We start from the raw sequence: 18404 nt of genomic DNA, 5'->3' as shown, positions 1-18404 counted from the left end.
TGTCGATGCAGGAGGTGAAATATGGAAATCTCATTTCGCGATCTTATGACAGTATTCCATGGCATGGGGTTTGGGGCGCTGTTTATGTTGGCGTTTTCGGCGGCGCTTGCCGAACTTTATCGAATGTCCGCGCCCGGAGGCCCATCCGTGCCAAGCGCCAGAGAACACAAATTGCTTTTGCTTTACCTCTCGGCGATGGTCATCCTTGCCTGGGGCGCGGTACTATCGGGTGCTTACATTGTATATCCATGGTACCGGGCAGCCGTGCCTGCAGGGGTTACCGACCTAGCCGATTATCCGAAGTTCCTGCTCACCTCTAGCCCGAAGACGTCCGCGTGGCATAGCTTGGGCATGGAATGGAAGGAACATGTGGCCTGGCTTGCGCCAATTGCCATGACCATGGTCGCCTATGTCTTCGCCAAATACGGACCGGCTTTGGCTAGGCAGAAGGAAATCCGTACTGCCGTCATTGGCTTTGCAGTCGTCGCTTTCGTGGCGACTGGGGTAGCGGGAGCTTTCGGAGCGTTCCTCAATAAATATGCTCCGGTTCGTGGTGGCACGATGATTGAAATCATCGCCGGTGAACAGCAGGACCAATGATCATGAGCAACGTCAACGTTATCAGGACTAACGATATTCCTACCGGTCCCGGCGCGGCCGCCATCCTGGCCGCGGGAATTGGATGTGCCGCGATGGGGATTTTCGCCCTGGCCGGGGATGCCTTTGCGTCACTGAACCAGTTCTTCACATTCTATAAGCCAACCGGCGGCCTGTCCGGCGTCTCCACGAGCGCGGTCGTGGTCTGGTTGGTTGCTTGGTTTATCCTTTCGCGTCGGTGGGGCAAAAGGAACGTGGAGATGCGAAAAATAGTTCCCATTTCCTTCGCCTTGTTGGCGGTTGGCGTATTGCTGACCTTTCCGCCTGTCATGGACCTCCTCCAGGGTAGGTAGACTTTGTCCGAGTTTGGGTGTGAGCTTGGTCCGCCGAAAGCGGGCCAAGCCCGCGCGATTCACGGCCTCCCCCTTGCCATCGGCCACACATGTCCCGTTCGCGACCGGAGATCGCGAGGCCATCCTCAACCCGAACCGATGCGCATTGACGCCGATCGGTGGCAAACCACACCACCCCCATCACAGAGTTGTTGCCATTTTCAGGAAGACGGTAACAGCAGCCGTCCGGTTCCACGTCTTCCGCACCAGATTAGGGGCGTCTTGCGTCGCTATTGCGCGCTGACGATTCAAAGGCTGAAGACGATCGGGTCGGCGCAATCCACCGCCGGCTCCCGTGGTTTTGGAGGATCCGTCACTTGCCGTGCCGCTCGAACCGTGGAGACAGCCTACTCGCTTGCTTCACGGCCCGACGTCTGCTCGATGAGGATCCGGAAGAACACGTGCGGGGTGCTATCCGACACGGGAGGCATGACAGGCTTGAGGGCGCCAGGCTCCCACCAGTCCGCGTGCTTGCTCAACACTGACCATGCGTGATCGCGCTGAACCTTGTGGCCAACCCGGTCAGGCAGTTCTTCAAAGCGGCCGTCGACAACCACACTTCTCCATCCGCGTCCCTGGCTGTGTTCGTCGACCTGGGCGCACACCAAGGGATTGAGCCGCATCCAGTCGATCTTCTTGCCCGGCAAGGAAAACGCATAGAGGTGATTATCGGCGTAGGCGTAATTGAAGCACACGACGTAGGGTTGCCCGTCCTTCGCGCATGCCAAGTGGCCGACGCGATTGGCCGCCAGCAATTTCGTACATTCCAGTACAGACAGCGTGCGGATCAGCATCGAAGTGATCTCCTATTTTTCACAACCATCCAGCTTGTCATTTCACACCTTGGCAGCCGCACTCGCAATGACGTGGATCAAACTGCTGCAGTGCAGCCAGACCGGGATCGCGCGAGGTGCTCGCCGGTTGGCAGGGGGTAATTGGGTGCCGAACCGCCCGATGATGTCCGGTTGGTCGTTGGCATCCGGGATTCTGGTTCCACCACCGCTGGCATCCCGGCCATTGGACCCCCTGATCGGATTTCCGAACGGCGCCCGCTCCGGCGCGGGGACATGACGCGGCCGCCGGCCGGCCCTCACGTGACGAGATTAGCCATCGGCTTCACCGCGGCGGATTCCGGAAACACCTTGTCGCCAAGCACCGCGGCCGAAAGACCGAACTGATCGGCGAGCAGCCGCTTCAGCACTGACATCGCCGGTCGCGCCAGGTCGGGTCATTCTCTCGACCCCTCCCGATCAGTGCCGATCCCTCATCTACAAATGCCGAAACCGCATCGAGCGATGCTTCAACAAACTCAAGCACTTCAGGCGCTTCGCAACGCGCTATAACCACGGCGCGCGCCACCTCCTAAGTTTCATCCATCTCGCCGCAGCAATGATCTGGATGCGATGAATGTCGATTCAGCCTAGTCCGACTGTTCGGCCGCAACCAGTTGTTCAGGCTTGAACCCGGCATGTTGCGGGGTCCACACTTCGCCCTCGCGGTTGAACCAGTGGCACATATACATACCCGAGGCCGCGCCATCGCTCACCGTCATCCTGGGGCCCCCGGATTTCAGCCTGACGACGTCTCCGGTCTTGAAAGTATTGGGCATTTTGACCTCCCATGCTGAGGCCACGAGTTTCACACCAAACCAGGGTCTCGACAATGGCGGATGTGCTTCGCCGGTGTCGCAATCCTTTGCACCAGCAGCGCGACGACGGCCGGAACGTCGTGAGCACGATCGGGCGCGAAGGCGATGCATCGCGGGTGGATTTCGGTGAGGTCGAGAGGGTCGTGGCGGAGCGGCTACGCTGGAGACGGCAAGTCTCTGAAGCCTCGGTTCGATCCCGAGGCGAGGCCTCCACCCCACACCAAGATGCTGTCGGACCAACAGGGACACCGATCCTGTCCGGCAAAGCATTCAGCCGAGACAATCGACAAAGAAGCGAGAGGCCGGCCGCAAGAGGCTTCGCGCATTGAGGGCGCCATTGACTGTTCGTTTGGGAGAAGTGGTGCCGCTTAGGTGACTCGAACACCTGACCCCATCATTACGAATGATGTGCTCTACCAACTGAGCTAAAGCGGCCCGGGAGGCCAGGGCCTCCAAGATGCGGGGGTGATAGACGCAACCGGCCGTGAATTCAAGATGTGACTTGGCGATTCATGCGAGCGTCTCGTGCCGCCATCGAAAGCCGGCCGCCGCGTCGTTCGCAGATCGGTCGCGAGATCGCGTTGCGCACGCCTCCGGCGCGTGAAATCGATGAAACATGCTGATTTCGTTGCCGGAACAGTGCCGCAATGGACTTTGCACACCTCTCCAAGGCAGAATGCGCCGCTCGCCCGTTGATTGATTGGCCGCCTGCGGCTAACGATCACGGCAAGGTTGGCGAACGGACAGAGGGACCCGCTTGGACGCGATCGAAAAAGCGATCCGGAACGCCTTGGAGAAAGGCAACGCCGAGGACCGCGCATTCCGCGAAAGGGTCTATCGCGCGGCTTTTTCCGCGCTCGACCGCGCGCTGAAGGCCAATCCGGACGTGACCGTGGAACTCGCCATCAAGCGCCGCAAGGCGATCCAGGCGAAAATCACTGAAATCGAATCCGAGTTCCTGCCGGCGGTGCCGGATGTCGGCCCGCGGGGCGATGCACCGGCGATCGAGCTTGGTGCGGACTCGGCGCCTGCGGTCGAGACCGGCCAGCAGGCACCGTCACCCGCTGCCGTCGATGAGCCAGTGCAATCCGCTGCCGACACGCCGCGCTCTGCCTCGGATGCGCCGCGCTCGCGCGTGCTGCCCGTCGTTCCCGACATCATGCCGGACGCCGCCCTTCCCGACGCCCCATCCATCGACATGTCGGCTCCGACCCCGGCCGGTGCCGCGGCGGAAGTGGCGCCCGATCGCGATGAACGGCGCATAAGGGGGCGTCGCCTGCCGCTGACCGCCATCTTCCTGACCGTGACGCTGCTTGCCGCTGTTGGCATCGGCCTGTTCTTCGCCGTACAGACCGGCGTCTTCAAGACACAGGCGCAACTCGACACCGCCCCGCCGCAAGCGCCGCCGACCGTCGACGACGACGATTTCACACCGGCCGAAGGCGGCCCGGCAAAGCCCGGTGCCGCGGACCAGGCGCACGACTGGATCAACGTGTTTTCGCCGACCGACGCGTCGCATGTCAGCGCCCCGTCGGACGCCAAGGCCGAGGTGATGAAGGACGATACCGGGTCGTTCCTGCGCATCCGTTCCGGCGCCTCCGGCTCGGCGATCAGCTTCGACGTCGGGCAAGGCGTGCTGGAGAAGCTCGCCGGCAAACATGCAGTGTTCGACATCATCGCCCGCTCCGAGGAGGGCAAGGAGACGCAGATCTCCGTCGATTGCAATTTCGGCGAACTCGGCGATTGCGGCCGCAAACGCTACGCGGTCGGCCAGCAGCAGAACGAATATCTGTTCGATGTGAAGTTTCCCGACAAGCGTCCCGGCTCGGCGGGCACGATCGCCATCAATTCCGATTTCGACAAGCAGGGCAAGGCCGCCGACATCTACGAGATCCGGGTTTCGGTCGAGCCGTAAAGCATCAGGCGCTGAAAGAGCGAGCTAACGATCGAGCAGCGCCTGCAGCGTCTCGATGCGATCGGCCTCGTTGGCCGGCTTGTCCCAGCGCAGCCGTGAAATACGGGGAAAGCGCATGGCGACGCCGGATTTGTGCCGGGTCGAGCGGTTGAGCCCCTCGAAGGCGACTTCCAGCACGAGGCCGTTGTCGCGGTCGGCCCGCACCGAGCGCACCGGGCCGAAACGCTCGACCGTGTTGTCGCGGACATATTTATCGATCTGCCTCAGCTCCTCGTCGGTGAAGCCGAAATAGGCCTTGCCGACCGGCACCAGCTCTTCTTCGCCTTCAGCACCCGACCAGACGCCGAACGTATAGTCTGAATAAAAGCTGGAGCGCTTGCCATGGCCGCGTTGGGCATACATCAGCACCGCGTCCACCGTGTGCGGATCACGCTTCCACTTGAACCACGGACCTTTCGGCCGGCCGGCGACATAGGGTGAGTCCCAGCGCTTCAGCATGACACCTTCGATGATTGGATGCAGCGGTACCCGCCGCAGTTCTTCCAGCGCATGCCAGTCTGAGAATTCGACGAACGGCGACAGATCGAACCGGCTTGGGTCGAGCGTCTTCACGAAGTTTTCGAGGCGGTCGCGGCGCTCGCGAAACGGCAGCGCGCGCAAATCCTCGTCGCCGATCTGCAGCACATCGTAGCAGCGCATGAAGGCCGGGTACTGCTGCTGCATCTTCGGCGTCACCGTCTTGCGGTTCAGCCGCTGCTGCAGATCGGAGAATGTCCCTGTCGCCTCTCGGGGATCGCCGACCAGTAGCTCGCCATCCAGCGTCGCCGAAAAATGCATGGCGTCGGCGAGGTCGGGAAAGGCGCCCGAAACATCGTCGCCGGTGCGCGAATAGAGCCGGCGGATGCCGCCTTCGGCCACCGCCTGGACGCGGATGCCATCCCATTTCCACTCGGCCGCATAATCCGCCGGATCGAGCTTTTCGAGATCGCCATCGCCGACCGGGTTCGACAGCATCACCGGGCGAAACGATGCCATCGCCGTATTCCGCGGCTTGTCGGCCTTGCCCTCCAGCCACGCGAACAGCGCCGTGTAGGGCGGCGACAGCCCGTGCCAAAGCTCTTCGATCTCGGTGACATCGACCTTGCCGAAATCCGCCAGCGCCTGTTTGGCCAGCCGCGCCGACACACCGATGCGCAGGCCGCCGGTGACCAGCTTGATGATGGCAAAGCGGGCCGAGATGCCGGCGCTGTCGAGCAGCCCTGCTAGCACCTTCGGCCCGTCGGAACGGCTTGCCGCCTGTAGCTTCGCGACGACCTCGCCCAGCGTCGGCTCGCGATTCGCGATGTTTCCGGGCGTTTGCGGCCAGACCAGCGAGACTGTCTCGGCCAAATCGCCGACATAGTCGTAGGAGTAGCCGAACAGCACCGGATCCATGCGCTCGGTGACCAACGTGCGCAGCATCGCCGGCTTGACCGCGGCGATGTTGAGATCGCCGGTGATGGCAGCCAGCGCCAGCCCGCGATCGGGATCCTCCACGGTGCGGAAATAGTCGGTCAGCAAGGTCAGCTTGCCGTTGCGCGACGGCGTCAGCACCAGGCGATCGAGAAGTTCGGCGAAGCGGTTCATGCCATCAATCGCCCTCGTCCTCGTACCCCACCAGGTGCAGTGGCCGGGCGGCGATGCCTTCGAGTTCGCACCAGCGCACCAGCGCTTCCTCGCGGCCATGCGTCACCCAGATTTCCTCGGCTCCGGTCTGCTTGATGGTGGCGGTCAGTTCATCCCAGTCGGCATGGTCGGAGATGATCAGCGGCAGTTCGACACCGCCCTGCTTGGCGCGCTGGCGGATGCGCATCCAGCCCGAAGCGAAGCACGAGATCGGATCGGGAAAGCGCCGTGCCCAGCGGTCGGCGAAGGCCGATGGCGGGCCGACGACGATGGCGCCGGTGAAATCATCCTTACCGCCACTTTCGACGGTTGCCGGCTCCAGGTGCCCGAGGTCGATGCCCTGGCTCTGGTAGTATTCGCTGAGTTTGGCCAGTGCGCCATGGATGTAGAGCGGCTTGTCATAGCCTGCGTCGCGCAACAGCCGCATCACCCGCTGAGCTTTACCAAGCGCATAGGCGCCGACCAGATGCGAGCGTTCGGGGAACTGCGCCGCCGATTTCAGCAGGCGAGCGATCTCCTCGGTGTCGGGTGGATGACGGAACACCGGCAGGCCGAAGGTCGCTTCGGTGATGAACACATCGCACTGGATCGGTTCGAATGGCGCGCAAGTGGCGTCCCTCTGCCGCTTGTAGTCACCGGAGGCGACGATGCGCATGCCCTGATGCTCGACCGATATCTGTGCCGAGCCCAGCACATGGCCGGCTGGGTGGAAGCTGACGCCGACGCCGTTGAGGTCGATCGTCTCGCCGAGCCGGGCTGCTTGTGTCGTTCCCGCGAAATCGTCGCCGTAGCGCAGGCCCATTATGTCGAGTGTCTGCCGCGTCGCCAGCACCGAGCGGTGGCCGGAACGCGCATGGTCGGAATGGCCATGCGTGATCAACGCCCGGTTGACCGGCCGCACCGGGTCGATGAAGAAATCGCCTCGCGGACAATAAAGGCCCTCGGGCCGGGGATGAAGCAGGTCGCTGGCGCGCATGGTCCCAAGATAGGATATAATTCCGCTGCGGGAAGCCTGTTGTAAGTGACTGCTGACTCCCGCATACAGCACCGCCGGCTCGATCCGCCGGCAGGACCCATCGCCATGAAACCGCTTCAGGCCTCGTCCGGCGACTTGAACGCCGATCGCCGTGCCGACTATGCCGAGATGCTCCATGCGGATGGCGATCACGCGGCAGCGGCGGAATTGCTGCTCGGTGCGCTGGAAATGACACCGCAATGGGCGATGGGCTGGTTTCGCCTCGGCGAGATCCAGCAGGCGGCGGGCGCGCCGGATCTGGCAGCACGGGCCTGGACGATGTCGCTGCAACTCGATCCATCGGATCATCAAGGCGCCGCACTGAACCTGCAACTGATCGGCAAGGCGCCGGCGGTCGACGCGCTCCCCAGCGCCTTCGTCGAGACCTTGTTCGACCACTATGCCGAGAGCTTCGATGAATCACTGGTCGACAGACTGGGCTACCGGCTGCCTGAGTTGCTCGATCAGGCCATTCGAACGGCAAGGCCAGGCCGCTTCCCGCTGGCGCTCGATCTCGGCTGCGGCACCGGCCTGATGGGGCAGAGGCTGCGGCCGATCGTCGATCGGCTGGAGGGTTATGACATTTCGGCAAGGATGCTGAGAAAGGCCCGTGCGAAGGGCGTCTACGATTTCCTTGATAAGGCCGATCTGCGGGATTTTGTCCATGCCGGCCCGAAAGCCGAGCTGGTGGCGGTGGCCGATGTCTTCATCTACGTCGGTGCGCTCGACGGCGTTGTGAAGACGATTGCCGGCTTGCTGGCCAGCGGTGGCCTGTTCGCGTTTTCCGTCGAGAGATTGGCCGGCGATGGCGATTTTGTCTTGCAGCCATCGCGCCGCTACGCGCATGCGGAACACTATGTGCGTGACGTCCTGGCTGCCAACGGATTTTCGGTCCTGTCCCTGGAAACGACCGTGATCAGGCAAGACCGGCGGGAACCCGTCAACGGGCTGGTCGTCGTGGCGGGCAAGCTGCCGGCGGCATGAGCCCGCTGTCTCGCCGTCCTCACAAATATCCGTGCTGCGAAAAAGTCCGATTTGCATGAGCGACTGATATTTGCGATCTGGTCGGATCAGGGCGGTATATCAGGAGGAGCATAGTCGATGCGCTGGAACATGATTGTCTTGGCATCTTGCGTGCTGACCGCCGGCTGCGTTGGCGGCAATTCGATGTCGGAACGGCAGGACGCCAACATCCAGTCCTCCCTGCGGTATGACAGCGTTCCGTGCGACCAGCTGCTGGCGCAGCGCAACGGGCTGGCGCAGCAATACAGACTTCCGACGACGGCCAAGCCGACATTCTCCAATCCGGCGATGGGCTTCGGCCCGTTCACGCCGGACATGCGCTCCAAGGCCAAGCGCGACACCGACCAGGCGAGTGGCGAGATCGATGCCATGAACCGGTCGATCGATCGCCGCGAATGCGGCCAGCCGGACAAGCAGAAGAAGCTCGCCCTGGCTGGTTAATACCCCGCCTTACGGTCCACCAGATTGTCGAGCTTTTCGCCGCGCTCGAAGGCGTCCATCTGGCGCAGCATGATCGGCGCCAGATGAACGGGGTCGGAGGTCGCCGCCGCGTGCGGCGTGACGAACACTTTTGGATGCCGCCACAGCGGACTGGTCTTCGGCAGCGGCTCGACCTCGAACACGTCGAGGCTCGCCTCCTTCAGCGTGCCGTCATCCAGCGCCCGCAAAATGTCGGCGTCCTTCTGCAGGCGGCCGCGTCCGGCATTGATCAGCACCGAGCCGCCGAGGCCGTTGCGCTTCCGCAATTCCTTCAGCACGCCATAGTTGATGATGCCCTTGGTGTCCGGCGTCAGCGGCAAAAGCACGACCAGGATGTCGGTCGCCTTGAGGAAAGGGATCAGTCCGCCCTCGCCGGAATAGGTCGCCACGCCTTCCATGGCCTTGTCGCTGCGCGACCAGCCATTGACGGCAAAGCCGAGCGATAGCAGCACCGAGGCCGCCGCGCGGCCGAGGCTGCCGAGGCCCATGATGCCGACGGAAATGTCCCTGGCCGGCCTTTGCTGCGGCTCGTGCCAGACCTTCTTCGACTGCTGCGAGCGGTAAAGCAGACCTTGGCGATGATGGTCGAGCACCCGCCAGACGACATATTCGGTCATGTACTGGGTGAGGTTGTCGGCGACGACCTTGACGATCGGCACGTCGGGCAGGCCGGGGTCGGCGAAGATATGGTCGACGCCGGCGCCGATCGAGAAGATGGCGCGCAGATTGGGCAGCGACGCCAGGATGTTCGGCTTCTGCTTCCACACCACGGCATAGGTGATCGACGGGTCGCTGGCGCCGTCCGGCTCCAGCACCACCTCGCGTTCGGCCGACAAAAGGTCGCGCCAGCGCTGCGGGTGAAAGCCGGTGACGGCAAGCAGGATGCGGCCTTTTTCCATAGCTGTACTTCTAGTCCCTCTTTACGCCACCGGTTCATAGTTTCATGGAAACGCTGAGCCGCTCTCTCTATTTGTTTGGCGCAATTCCGGACGGAAAACCGTTTCATACTTTTCCCGGAATTGCTCTAGTCACTCGCTGACGATGCCGACCGGTGCCGTCTCGATCTTGAAGGCGGCCGAGATCAGCGCCCGAGTATAGTCGGTTTGCGGATTTTCAAAAATCTGCTGGGAAGGACCGGCTTCGACGATCCTGCCATTGCGCATGACGATGACGTCGTTGGCGAGCGCGCGGATGACCTTGAGGTCGTGGCTGATGAAGAGATAGGCCAGGTCGTGCTTGGCCTGCAGGCCGCGCAACAGGTCGACGACCTGCGCCTGCACGCTCATGTCGAGTGCCGATGTCGGTTCGTCCAGCATGACGAAGCGCGGGTTGAGCACCATGGCGCGCGCGATGGCGACGCGCTGGCGCTGGCCGCCGGAAAACTCGTGCGGGTAGCGGTTGCGCGTCGCCGGATCGAGGCCGACCTCCTTCAGCACGGCGGCCACCTTGTCGTCGCGCTGGTCTGGCGACAGTTTCGGCTCGTGGATCTTCAGGCCTTCCTCGATGATCTCGGCGATCGACATGCGCGGGCTGAGCGAGCCGAACGGATCCTGGAAGACGATCTGCAATTCGCGCCTGAGCGGCCGCATGGCGTTGAAGGTCAGCTGGTTGATGTCGCGGCCGTTGAACTGGATGGTCCCGGTGGACGAGATCATGCGTGCCAGCGCCAGGCCGAGCGTCGTCTTGCCGGACCCGGATTCGCCGACCACGCCGAGCGTCTGGCCGGCCCGCACGGTGACATCGATGCCGTCGACCGCCTTCACATTGTCGACGGTGCGGCGGAAGAAGCCCTGCTTGATCGGGAACCAGACCTTTATGTCCTTGCCGGTCATGACAGGTTTGGCCGCGGCATTGGCGGCCGGCGGCTTGCCCTTCGGCTCGGCCGCCAGCAGATGCCTTGTATAGGCATGTTGGGGATTAGCGAAAATCTCCTTGGTCGGCCCGGTCTCGACGATCTTGCCCTTGGTCATCACGCAGACCCGGTCGGCAATCTTGCGCACGATGCCGAGGTCGTGGGTGATGAACAGCATCGACATGCCCTTGCGGCTCTTCAAGCCGGCCAGCAGCTCGAGGATCTGCGCCTGCACGGTGACGTCGAGCGCCGTCGTCGGCTCGTCGGCGATCAATAGTTCCGGCTCGTTGGCCAGCGCCATTGCGATCATCACGCGCTGACGCTGGCCGCCGGACAACTGGTGCGGATAGGCATCGAGCCGGTTTTGCGGATCGCGGATGCCGACCTCGTTGAGCAAGGCCAGCGTGCGCTCCTTGGCCGGGCGGTCGGCCATGCCCTGGTGCAGCTTCAGGATCTCGACGATCTGCTGCTCGATCGTGTGCAGCGGATTGAGCGAGGTCATCGGCTCCTGGAAGATCATGGTGATCTTGTTGCCGCGCACCTGCCGCAACTGCTTCTCGCTCATCGCAAGCAGGTCGGCGCCCTGGAACAGGATCTTTCCCGACGGGTGGCTGGCGCTGGGGTAGGGCAACAGCTTCAGCACCGAAAGCGCCGACACCGATTTGCCGGAGCCGGATTCGCCGACCAGCGCCACCGTCTCGCCCTTGGCGATGTCGAACGAGATATGGTCGACCGCCATCGACTGCTGTCCGCCTTGCGCAAAGGTGACGCTGAGGTCGCGAACGGAGAGCAAGGAAGCTGTCATGTATCAATTTCCGCTATAACTTTATCAAGGGCAGAAATCTCCGGTCGTATGATCGAAATTTGCGCTGTCAATTGGGGAGGGACAAGCCGATTTGGTGCGATAGAATAGGCTTCCTTCAAACTGGTATCGGCAGTCAGAAATTGCGTGCATCCGAAATGCATCGCCGTCGAAAGGTGAATAGCATCCGGCAGCCTGAGAGAAATGAATTGCGAGCGAAGCTGTGCTGCGTGCCAGAGAACCTCGCGAGTTACCGTCCCAATCGAGACAAAAGCGTTGCCAATCGAAACATTGTCATAGAGCTCGACAAGCGGCTCATTGCTCTTTTTCAGAGGGTCAACCATCAACTCTGCCAGCACGAGTTCGCTTGTCGCGAGGAAAGGCTGCTTTCTGCCCTCGTTCATTGAAATGAGCTGAAGCAGCTTTTTTGCCAGAGCATCGTTATTTTCGAAAGCGTAGATGAAAATGTTCGTATCGACGTAAAGCCGGAAGGCGGCCATCAATCCTCCCACTCATCGCGGAGGGCACGAACACGCGCAACAGCCTCGTCGAGACTTGTTCCCGCCGCGTTGGCCTGCGCATTCCGCATAAGTTCAAGCAATTGTTTGTGGCCGAGGGGCTGTTTGGCTTCCTCTTCTACCGTCACCTTAACCGAGGCGCTCAAAGCTATACCCTCCCGCAGTTCATCCGGGAGTTTGGATGCAGGGTAATGCTCAAGGATGACCTTATTCACACCTCTGTCCTTCCGTTGGTTCGATATGAGGATCTGCCGCTTCTGATCCGTCATTGACCATCGCCATCAGTCATCTCGACAATTAATGCATATGCTCATTTTCGTTCGAACTGCCTCACCGAGAATATATCATGCTGAATGCCGATCCGCATCGCTGTCATCTGAACGTCTTGCGCGGATCGAAGGCATCGCGCGTCGCCTCGCCGACAAAGACCAGCAGCGACAGCATCAGCGAGATGACGATGAAGCCGGAAATGCCGAGCCACGGCGCGTTGAGGTTGCGCTGCGCCTGCTTGAGCAGTTCGCCGAGCGAAGCGGAGCCGGGCGGCAGGCCGAAGCCGAGATAATCGAGCGAAGTCAGCGTCGAGATCGAGCCCGAGAGCAGAAAGGGCATGAAGGTCAATGTCGCCACCATGGCGTTGGGCAACAGGTGCCGGAACATGATGGTGCGGTTGGGCACGCCGAGCGCGCGCGCCGCGTTGACATATTCGAAGTTGCGGGCGCGCAGGAACTCGGCCCGCACCACACCGACCAGCGCCACCCAGGAGAACAGGAGCATCAGGCCGAGCAGGATGAAGAACCCCGGCGGCAGGATAGCGGCGACGATGAGCAGGAGGTAGAGCACCGGGATCGCCGACCAGATTTCGATGAAACGCTGGAACAGCAGATCCGTCCAGCCGCCGAAATAGCCTTGCACGGCGCCGGCCGCGACGCCGATCAGGGCCGATCCGGCGGTCAGGATCAGGCCGAACAGCACCGAAATGCGAAAGCCGTAGATGACGCGCGCCAGCACGTCGCGCGCCTGGTCGTCGGTGCCGAGCCAGTTCCAGTTGCCGACGACGCAGGCCGGGTCGTCAGCACCTTGCGGATACTGGTTGCATCGCGTCTTGGCGTCATACTCCCAGGACGGCTTGGCCGGGGCCGCCTCCGGAATGGCGTTGTTGACGGTCTGATAGGAGTAGCGCACCGGCGGCCAGATCATCCAGCCATTGGCGTTGATCTCGTCCTGGATGACCGGGTCGCGATAATCGGTGACGGCGTAGAAGCCGCCGAATTTTTCCTCGGGATAGGCAACCAGCACGGGAAACAGGATCTCGCCCTTGTAGGAAGCGATGATCGGCTTGTCGTTGGCGATGAATTCGGAAAACAGCGACAGCACGAACAGGACCAGGAAGATCCACAGCGACCAGTAGCCGCGCCGGTTGGCTTTGAAATTCTGCAGGCGGCGCTTGTTGAGCGGCGACAGAAACGGCCGCTTGATCCGCGCGGGTGCCGCTTCCGCGGTGACAGTGGCCTCCGACATCAGACGTCTCTCCGCTCGAAATCGATGCGCGGATCGACCCAGGTGTAGAGCAGGTCGGACAGCAGCCCGACGAACAGTCCGAGCAGCGAGAAGATGTAGAGGTTGGCGAACACCACGGGATAGTCGCGCTCGACCACCGACCTGAAGCCGAGCAGGCCGAGACCGTCGAGCGAAAAGATGTTCTCGATCAGCAGCGAGCCGGTGAAGAAGGCCGAGATGAAGGCGCCGGGAAAGCCGGCGATGACGATCAGCATGGCGTTGCGGAAGACGTGGCCGTAGAGCACCTGCCGTTCCGACAGGCCCTTGGCGCGCGCCGTCACGACATACTGCTTGCGGATCTCTTCCAGGAACGAGTTCTTGGTCAAAAGCGTCGTGGTGGCGAAGGCCGACAGCACCAGCGCCGTCAGCGGCAAGGTCATGTGCCAGAAATAATCGACGATCTTGCCCCACCAGGACAGCTGATCCCAATTGTCCGAGGTGAGGCCGCGCAGCGGAAACCAGTCCCAGAACGATCCGCCGGCAAACAACACCATCAGCATGATGCCGAACAGGAAGCCCGGGATGGCATAGCCCACGATGACGACGCCGCTGGTCCAGACGTCGAACGCACTGCCGTCCTTGACCGCCTTGCGGATGCCGAGCGGGATCGAGATCAAGTAGGATAGGAGCGTGATCCACAAGCCGATCGAGATCGACACCGGCATTTTTTCGAGGATCAGGTCGAGGACCGAAATGTCGCGGAAATAGCTGTCGCCGAAATCGAACCTGATATAGTTCCACAGCATCATGCCGAAGCGCTCGAGCGGCGGCTTGTCGAAGCCGAACTGCTTTTCCAGCTTCTTGATGAATTCGGGATCGAGGCCCTGCGCGCCGCGATATTTCGAACTGACATCGCTGGCGGCATCGAAATTGGCGCTGCCGCCTGCGTCGCCACCACCACCACCGCCGAGGCGGTCGCTGCCGCCCTGGTTGGTCAGCCTGGCTATGACCTGCTCGACCGGCCCGCCGGGGGCAAACTGGATCACGGCGAAGGATATCGCCATGATGCCGAACAGCGTCGGGATCATCAAAAGGATGCGGCGCAGGATATAGGCGCCCATCAGGCCTTTTGCCCTGCTTGAGCGAACATCTCAGCCTTTGCCAATTTTTGCCGCCTTGCCCTTATCGAACCACCACAGCGCCTCGACCGGAAAGCCGAAATCGGGCTTTTGTTCGGGAAAGCCGAACATGTCCCAATAGGCGCTTCGGTGATTCGCCAGAAACCAACTTGGAATCCAATCGCACCGCGCGCGCAAGACCCGGTCGAGCGCCCGCATCGCCACGGTCAGCGTTTCACGATCCTTTGCCGCGCCGACGGCGTCGATCAGCGTGTCGATCGCGGGGCTCGAGACGCCGGGCAGGTTGCGTGACCCCGAGAGGTTGGCGGTGCTGGAATGGAAGAAGACCTCGACATCGTCGCGCGTCGGTGTCGCACTGAACGAGAAAGCGGCCGACAGCAGGTCGAAATCGAACGTTGCCTGTCTGGACTGGTACTGCGCCGAGTCGACCAGACGGATCGTGGCGTCGATGCCGATCGCCTTCATGTTGGCGACCCAAGGCGAATAGACCTGCACGAATGTGTCGTCGTCGACCATGAATTCGGCCGAAAGCTTGTTGCTTTTGTCGTTGACGACGAAGTCGCCGGACCGTTTCCAGCCCGCTGCGTTGAGAAGCTTCGCCGCCTTGCCAAGCAATTTGCGGTCGCGGCCGGAGCCGTCGGATGCGGGCAGAGCCACGGCCGCGCCGAACGCTTCTGCCGGAATCTGCCTGCGCAGCGGCTCCAGCAGGGCCAGTTCTTGCGGCGAAGGCGGTCCCTCGGCGCGGAAGTCCGATTTCTCGAAGCAGGATTGCGAGCGCTCGTAGGAACCGTAGAAGAAGTTGCGCCGGGTCCATTCAAAATCGAAGCAGAGAGCGATCGCCTGGCGCACGCGCGCGTCGCGAAACTGTTCGCGCCGTTGATTGACTGCGGTTCCCTGCATTGTCGGCCGCTTTTCCGTTGGGAATTCGTGTTTGATCACCTTACCGGCGGAAAATGCGGGGAAATCATAAGCGGTGGCCCAGACGCGTGAGGTGAACTCCTCGCGGTAGGTGATTTCGCCCTTCTTGAAAGCTTCGAAGCCAGCCGCCCGGTTCTGATAGAACTCGATGCGAATGCGGTCGAAATTGTTCTGGCCGCGATTGACCGGCAGATCGCGGCCCCAATAGTCGGCAACCCGGTCATACTCGATCCATGCCCCGGCCGAGAATTGCCTGACTTTGTAGGCGCCGGAACCGAGCGGCGGGTTCAGTTGCGAACTGTCGAATGGATTGGCCGTGTAAAAGGCCTTCGACAGGATCGGGAACTCGACGATGTTGAGCACGGTCCGGGCCGATTGCTTGCCGGAAAAAGTAAGCCGCAGCGTGCGATCATCCAGCGCGACGGCGTCGACCATATGTGTCAGTGACAGCGACAGGTCGGGATGGCCCTTGTCCTTGTAGAGCTTGAGGGTAAAGGCCGCGTCCTGCGCCGTCAGCGGCGAGCCGTCGTGGAAACGCGCTTCGGGGCGAAGCGAGAAGGTGAAGCTGTTGCGGTCGTCCGACAGCATCACGCCGTCGGCGAGTTGGCCGTAGACGGCATCGGGCTCGTCGAGCGCCCGCACCATCAGCCCGTCGAAGCACATCTCCATGCGCGGCGGCGCATCGCCCTTTTGGGTGAAGGAGTTCAGCGTGTTGAAGGTCAGGGTGTTCTGGTTGTAGCCCCAGTTCGGCGGCGAGAAGTTGAAGGTGCCGCCCTTCGGCGCATCGACATTGACATAGTCGAAATGCGTGAAATCCGGCTTATATTTGAGATCGCCGAAGGCCGACAGGCCATGCAGCTTGGTGCCGGTCGCAATTTCGGCAAAAGCCTTCCCGGGCAGCAGGGCCGCGGCCGCGGCCGCGCCGCCCAGCGCCAGGAAATCACGGCGGGGCAGCACCGCCATCAATTGCTGCCCCTGTATTTGGCCGCCAGCGCCTTTTCCTTGTCGGGAATTATCCACCAGGAATCGATGTCGGCACCGACATAGGCGGGCTGCTTGTCCGGGAAGCCGAACTTGTTCCAGTAGGCCAGCCAGACCGCGGAGCGGTGATATTGCGGCACGACATAGAAGTTCCACAGCAGGATGCGATCGAGTGCGTGCGTGGCGGCGACGAGGTCGTCGCGATCGGTGGCGAAGATGATGCGGTCGACCAGCGCGTCGACGATAGGATCCTTGATGCCCATCAGATTGCGCGAACCGGGCGAGTCGGCGGCTTTCGAGCTCCAGAAGTCGCGTTGCTCGTTGCCCGGCGATTCCGACTGCTGCAGAATCCCGGTGACGACATCGAAATCGAAATTGTTGACCCGGTTGATGTACTGCGTCTGGTCGATGATGCGCAAAGTGGCGTCGACACCGATCTTGCGCAGATTGGCGATGTAGGGGCTGGCGATCACCTGATCGGTGTCGTTCCAGCCGAGGATTTCGAATTTGAACGGCGCGCCGGTCTTGGCATTGACCATCTTGCCGCCCTTGATCGCCCAGCCCGCCTTGGCGAAGAGATCGACCGCCTGTTTCAGGTACTTCCGTTCCGCTTGCGGCGAATCGTAGACCGGCAGCTTGAATTCCTGGGTGAAGAGTTCGGGTGGCAGCTTGTCGCGGTATTTTTCCAGGATCTCCAGTTCCTTGCCCTGCGGCAACCCGCTCGACGCCAGTTCGGTGCCCTGGAAATAGCTTGATGTGCGGGTGTTGAAGCCGAAGAACAGGGTGCGGTTCATGCTCTCGAAATCGAACGGGATGGTCAGCGCCTCACGCACCAGCCGGTCCTGGAACAGCGGCCGCCGCTGATTGAGGGCAAAGCCCTGCATCGGTTGCGGCGCCTTGGTCTGGAAGTCCTTCTTGACGACGTCGCCGGCCTGGAATGCCGGGAAGTTGTAGGCCGTTGCCCATTTGCGCGAGCTGAATTCGCGGTTGATATCCTCCAGCCCGCCCTTGGTGAAGGCGAGCCAGGCAGCGTTGTCGTCGAGGATATAGGTGTAGCGTCGCGTGTCGAAATTCTCGCGGCCGATCTTCACCGGCAGCTTGGCCGCCCAGTAGTCCGGCACGCGCTGCCAGATGATTTCCGAGCCCGGCTTGAAGCTGGCGATCTTGTAGGCCGCCGACCCGAGCGGAATTTCCAGCGTCGGCTTGGTGACGTCACGCTTCTTGCCGTTGGCATCGGTGCCTTCCCACCAATGCTTCGGCAGCACGGCGAGGTCGCCGATGATCTTGGGCAGTTCGCGGTTGCCCTTCTGGTTGAAATGGAACTCGACCTCGCGGTCCGAAATCGCCACCGCATCGGTGACATTGTCGAAATAGCGGCTGTATTGCGGGCTGTTGGCCTTGAGCACCTGGAACGACCAAATCACGTCGTCGACGGTGATCGGCTGGCCGTCATGCCACTTGGCGCGCGGGTCGAGCCGGTAGGTCGCCGAGGAATAGTCGGGGGGATATTTGTAGGCATCCGCGATCAGCGGATGGCTGGTGCTGCCTTCGTCGGTCGCCTGCTCCATCAGCGTGTCGTAGAGCAGGCCGCCGCCGAACCCGACCAGGCCGGCGGCCGGCGATCCCTGTACGATGTAGGGATTGAAACTGTCGAAGGTGCCGAGCACCACCGAATTCAACGTGCCGCCCTTAGGCGCGTCCGGATTGACGTAGTCGTAGTGCTGGAAATGGTCGCCGTATTTGGACTCGCCGATCAGCGATGAGGTGGTGCGCCATTCGTCGGCATGGCTCGTCTGCAATCCCGCCGCCAGAAGAGCTGCCGCCAGCATCGACTTGAGAAGCGTCCGGCCAACCGTCATGCACTATCCTCTTCGCAATGCCCGTTCATGGACAATCTAGACGATTTGGCGCTCGTGAAAACCGCCATGCGCGGCTTTGTCGCCGCCTATGCGGTTTTCCTAA

General features: G+C 61.8%; 17 protein-coding genes and 1 tRNA gene. 5 read left to right on the top strand and 13 right to left on the bottom strand.

Annotation, left to right across the window (positions count from 1 at the left end; all coding sequences use genetic code 11):
* Positions 1-21: 21 nt before the first annotated feature.
* Entirely contained in the window at positions 22-600 is a 579-nt protein-coding gene (locus NKH02_RS02230) for a hypothetical protein (RefSeq protein WP_352875975.1), read from the top strand.
* A gap of 2 nt (positions 601-602) precedes the next feature.
* Entirely contained in the window at positions 603-950 is a 348-nt protein-coding gene (locus tag NKH02_RS02225) for a hypothetical protein (protein WP_352875972.1), read from the top strand.
* Between the two features lie 386 nt (positions 951-1336).
* Here the strand turns inward: NKH02_RS02225 and NKH02_RS02220 are convergent, their stop codons facing one another.
* The 3 genes from NKH02_RS02220 to NKH02_RS02205 all read right to left on the bottom strand — a co-directional run bounded on the left by NKH02_RS02220 (position 1337) and on the right by NKH02_RS02205 (position 3072).
* Positions 1337-1783 (bottom strand): pyridoxamine 5'-phosphate oxidase family protein, encoded by a 447-nt coding sequence (locus NKH02_RS02220; RefSeq protein ID WP_352875969.1) that lies wholly within the window; start codon positions 1781-1783, stop codon positions 1337-1339.
* A gap of 626 nt (positions 1784-2409) precedes the next feature.
* Entirely contained in the window at positions 2410-2598 is a 189-nt protein-coding gene (locus NKH02_RS02210; protein ID WP_352872076.1) for a YodC family protein, read from the bottom strand.
* 398 nt (positions 2599-2996) lie between these two features.
* Positions 2997-3072 (bottom strand) — tRNA-Thr (locus tag NKH02_RS02205).
* A 322-nt stretch (positions 3073-3394) separates the two neighbouring features.
* On the opposite strand from NKH02_RS02205, the gene NKH02_RS02200 reads away from it, so the two are divergent.
* A complete protein-coding gene (locus NKH02_RS02200; RefSeq protein ID WP_352875966.1) occupies positions 3395-4552 on the top strand; it encodes a hypothetical protein in 1158 nt (385 codons plus the stop codon).
* A 24-nt stretch (positions 4553-4576) separates the two neighbouring features.
* Here the strand turns inward: NKH02_RS02200 and NKH02_RS02195 are convergent, their stop codons facing one another.
* Both NKH02_RS02195 and NKH02_RS02190 read right to left on the bottom strand, forming a co-directional pair.
* Positions 4577-6178, bottom strand: coding sequence for a cisplatin damage response ATP-dependent DNA ligase (locus NKH02_RS02195; protein ID WP_352872078.1), 1602 nt, complete (start codon positions 6176-6178; stop codon positions 4577-4579).
* A gap of 4 nt (positions 6179-6182) precedes the next feature.
* Complete coding sequence (locus NKH02_RS02190) at positions 6183-7193, bottom strand: ligase-associated DNA damage response exonuclease (protein WP_352872080.1); 1011 nt, start codon at positions 7191-7193, stop codon at positions 6183-6185.
* Between the two features lie 105 nt (positions 7194-7298).
* Between NKH02_RS02190 and NKH02_RS02185 the strand changes: the two genes are divergently transcribed.
* A complete protein-coding gene (locus NKH02_RS02185; RefSeq protein ID WP_352872081.1) occupies positions 7299-8216 on the top strand; it encodes a class I SAM-dependent DNA methyltransferase in 918 nt (305 codons plus the stop codon).
* Positions 8217-8333: 117 nt separating this feature from the next.
* Positions 8334-8696, top strand: coding sequence for a hypothetical protein (locus NKH02_RS02180; RefSeq protein ID WP_352872082.1), 363 nt, complete (start codon positions 8334-8336; stop codon positions 8694-8696).
* Here the strand turns inward: NKH02_RS02180 and NKH02_RS02175 are convergent.
* The 8 genes from NKH02_RS02175 to NKH02_RS02140 form a co-directional block, all read right to left on the bottom strand.
* On the bottom strand, positions 8693-9634 hold the full coding sequence (locus NKH02_RS02175) for a 2-hydroxyacid dehydrogenase (RefSeq protein WP_352875963.1): 942 nt from the start codon (positions 9632-9634) through the stop codon (positions 8693-8695). The genes NKH02_RS02180 and NKH02_RS02175 overlap by 4 nt on opposite strands.
* 129 nt (positions 9635-9763) lie before the next feature.
* Positions 9764-11392 (bottom strand): ABC transporter ATP-binding protein, encoded by a 1629-nt coding sequence (locus NKH02_RS02170; protein ID WP_352875960.1) that lies wholly within the window; start codon positions 11390-11392, stop codon positions 9764-9766.
* The gene (locus NKH02_RS02165) at positions 11389-11889 is read right to left on the bottom strand and encodes a type II toxin-antitoxin system VapC family toxin (RefSeq protein WP_352875958.1); all 501 of its coding nucleotides are present in this window, start codon (positions 11887-11889) and stop codon (positions 11389-11391) included. The genes NKH02_RS02170 and NKH02_RS02165 overlap by 4 nt, the downstream gene beginning before the upstream one ends.
* Entirely contained in the window at positions 11889-12176 is a 288-nt protein-coding gene (locus NKH02_RS02160) for a hypothetical protein (protein WP_352875955.1), read from the bottom strand. The genes NKH02_RS02165 and NKH02_RS02160 overlap by 1 nt, the downstream gene beginning before the upstream one ends.
* Positions 12177-12279: 103 nt before the next feature.
* Positions 12280-13425, bottom strand: coding sequence for an ABC transporter permease (locus NKH02_RS02155; protein ID WP_352875952.1), 1146 nt, complete (start codon positions 13423-13425; stop codon positions 12280-12282).
* On the bottom strand, positions 13425-14525 hold the full coding sequence (locus NKH02_RS02150) for a microcin C ABC transporter permease YejB (protein WP_352872089.1): 1101 nt from the start codon (positions 14523-14525) through the stop codon (positions 13425-13427). Before NKH02_RS02150 ends, NKH02_RS02155 begins: the two co-directional genes overlap by 1 nt.
* A 30-nt stretch (positions 14526-14555) precedes the next feature.
* Positions 14556-16424: an extracellular solute-binding protein gene (locus NKH02_RS02145; RefSeq protein WP_352875950.1), complete on the bottom strand. Its 1869-nt coding sequence runs from the start codon at positions 16422-16424 to the stop codon at positions 14556-14558.
* A complete protein-coding gene (locus tag NKH02_RS02140; RefSeq protein WP_352872091.1) occupies positions 16424-18301 on the bottom strand; it encodes an extracellular solute-binding protein in 1878 nt (625 codons plus the stop codon). The genes NKH02_RS02145 and NKH02_RS02140 overlap by 1 nt, the downstream gene beginning before the upstream one ends.
* Positions 18302-18404: the final 103 nt, after the last annotated feature.

The organism is Mesorhizobium sp. M1396 (assembly GCF_040317725.1).
GTDB lineage: Bacteria > Pseudomonadota > Alphaproteobacteria > Rhizobiales > Rhizobiaceae > Mesorhizobium.
Note: the sequence above shows the minus strand (reverse complement) of the source record. Positions and strands in the feature narration are given on the sequence as shown.

What these genes read in the sequence shown, in the direction of transcription:
- NKH02_RS02140 (WP_352872091.1), bottom strand. Translation starts at nt 18,301, where the DNA reads ATGACGGTTGGCCGGACGCTTCTCAAGTCGATGCTGGCGGCAGCTCTT.
- NKH02_RS02155 (WP_352875952.1), bottom strand. Translation starts at nt 13,425, where the DNA reads ATGTCGGAGGCCACTGTCACCGCGGAAGCGGCACCCGCGCGGATCAAG.
- NKH02_RS02230 (WP_352875975.1), top strand. Translation starts at nt 22, where the DNA reads ATGGAAATCTCATTTCGCGATCTTATGACAGTATTCCATGGCATGGGG.
- NKH02_RS02225 (WP_352875972.1), top strand. Translation starts at nt 603, where the DNA reads ATGAGCAACGTCAACGTTATCAGGACTAACGATATTCCTACCGGTCCC.
- NKH02_RS02180 (WP_352872082.1), top strand. Translation starts at nt 8,334, where the DNA reads ATGCGCTGGAACATGATTGTCTTGGCATCTTGCGTGCTGACCGCCGGC.
- NKH02_RS02185 (WP_352872081.1), top strand. Translation starts at nt 7,299, where the DNA reads ATGAAACCGCTTCAGGCCTCGTCCGGCGACTTGAACGCCGATCGCCGT.
- NKH02_RS02165 (WP_352875958.1), bottom strand. Translation starts at nt 11,889, where the DNA reads ATGGCCGCCTTCCGGCTTTACGTCGATACGAACATTTTCATCTACGCT.
- NKH02_RS02170 (WP_352875960.1), bottom strand. Translation starts at nt 11,392, where the DNA reads ATGACAGCTTCCTTGCTCTCCGTTCGCGACCTCAGCGTCACCTTTGCG.
- NKH02_RS02195 (WP_352872078.1), bottom strand. Translation starts at nt 6,178, where the DNA reads ATGAACCGCTTCGCCGAACTTCTCGATCGCCTGGTGCTGACGCCGTCG.
- NKH02_RS02220 (WP_352875969.1), bottom strand. Translation starts at nt 1,783, where the DNA reads ATGCTGATCCGCACGCTGTCTGTACTGGAATGTACGAAATTGCTGGCG.
- NKH02_RS02175 (WP_352875963.1), bottom strand. Translation starts at nt 9,634, where the DNA reads ATGGAAAAAGGCCGCATCCTGCTTGCCGTCACCGGCTTTCACCCGCAG.
- NKH02_RS02145 (WP_352875950.1), bottom strand. Translation starts at nt 16,424, where the DNA reads ATGGCGGTGCTGCCCCGCCGTGATTTCCTGGCGCTGGGCGGCGCGGCC.
- NKH02_RS02150 (WP_352872089.1), bottom strand. Translation starts at nt 14,525, where the DNA reads ATGGGCGCCTATATCCTGCGCCGCATCCTTTTGATGATCCCGACGCTG.
- NKH02_RS02160 (WP_352875955.1), bottom strand. Translation starts at nt 12,176, where the DNA reads ATGACGGATCAGAAGCGGCAGATCCTCATATCGAACCAACGGAAGGAC.
- NKH02_RS02210 (WP_352872076.1), bottom strand. Translation starts at nt 2,598, where the DNA reads ATGCCCAATACTTTCAAGACCGGAGACGTCGTCAGGCTGAAATCCGGG.
- NKH02_RS02190 (WP_352872080.1), bottom strand. Translation starts at nt 7,193, where the DNA reads ATGCGCGCCAGCGACCTGCTTCATCCCCGGCCCGAGGGCCTTTATTGT.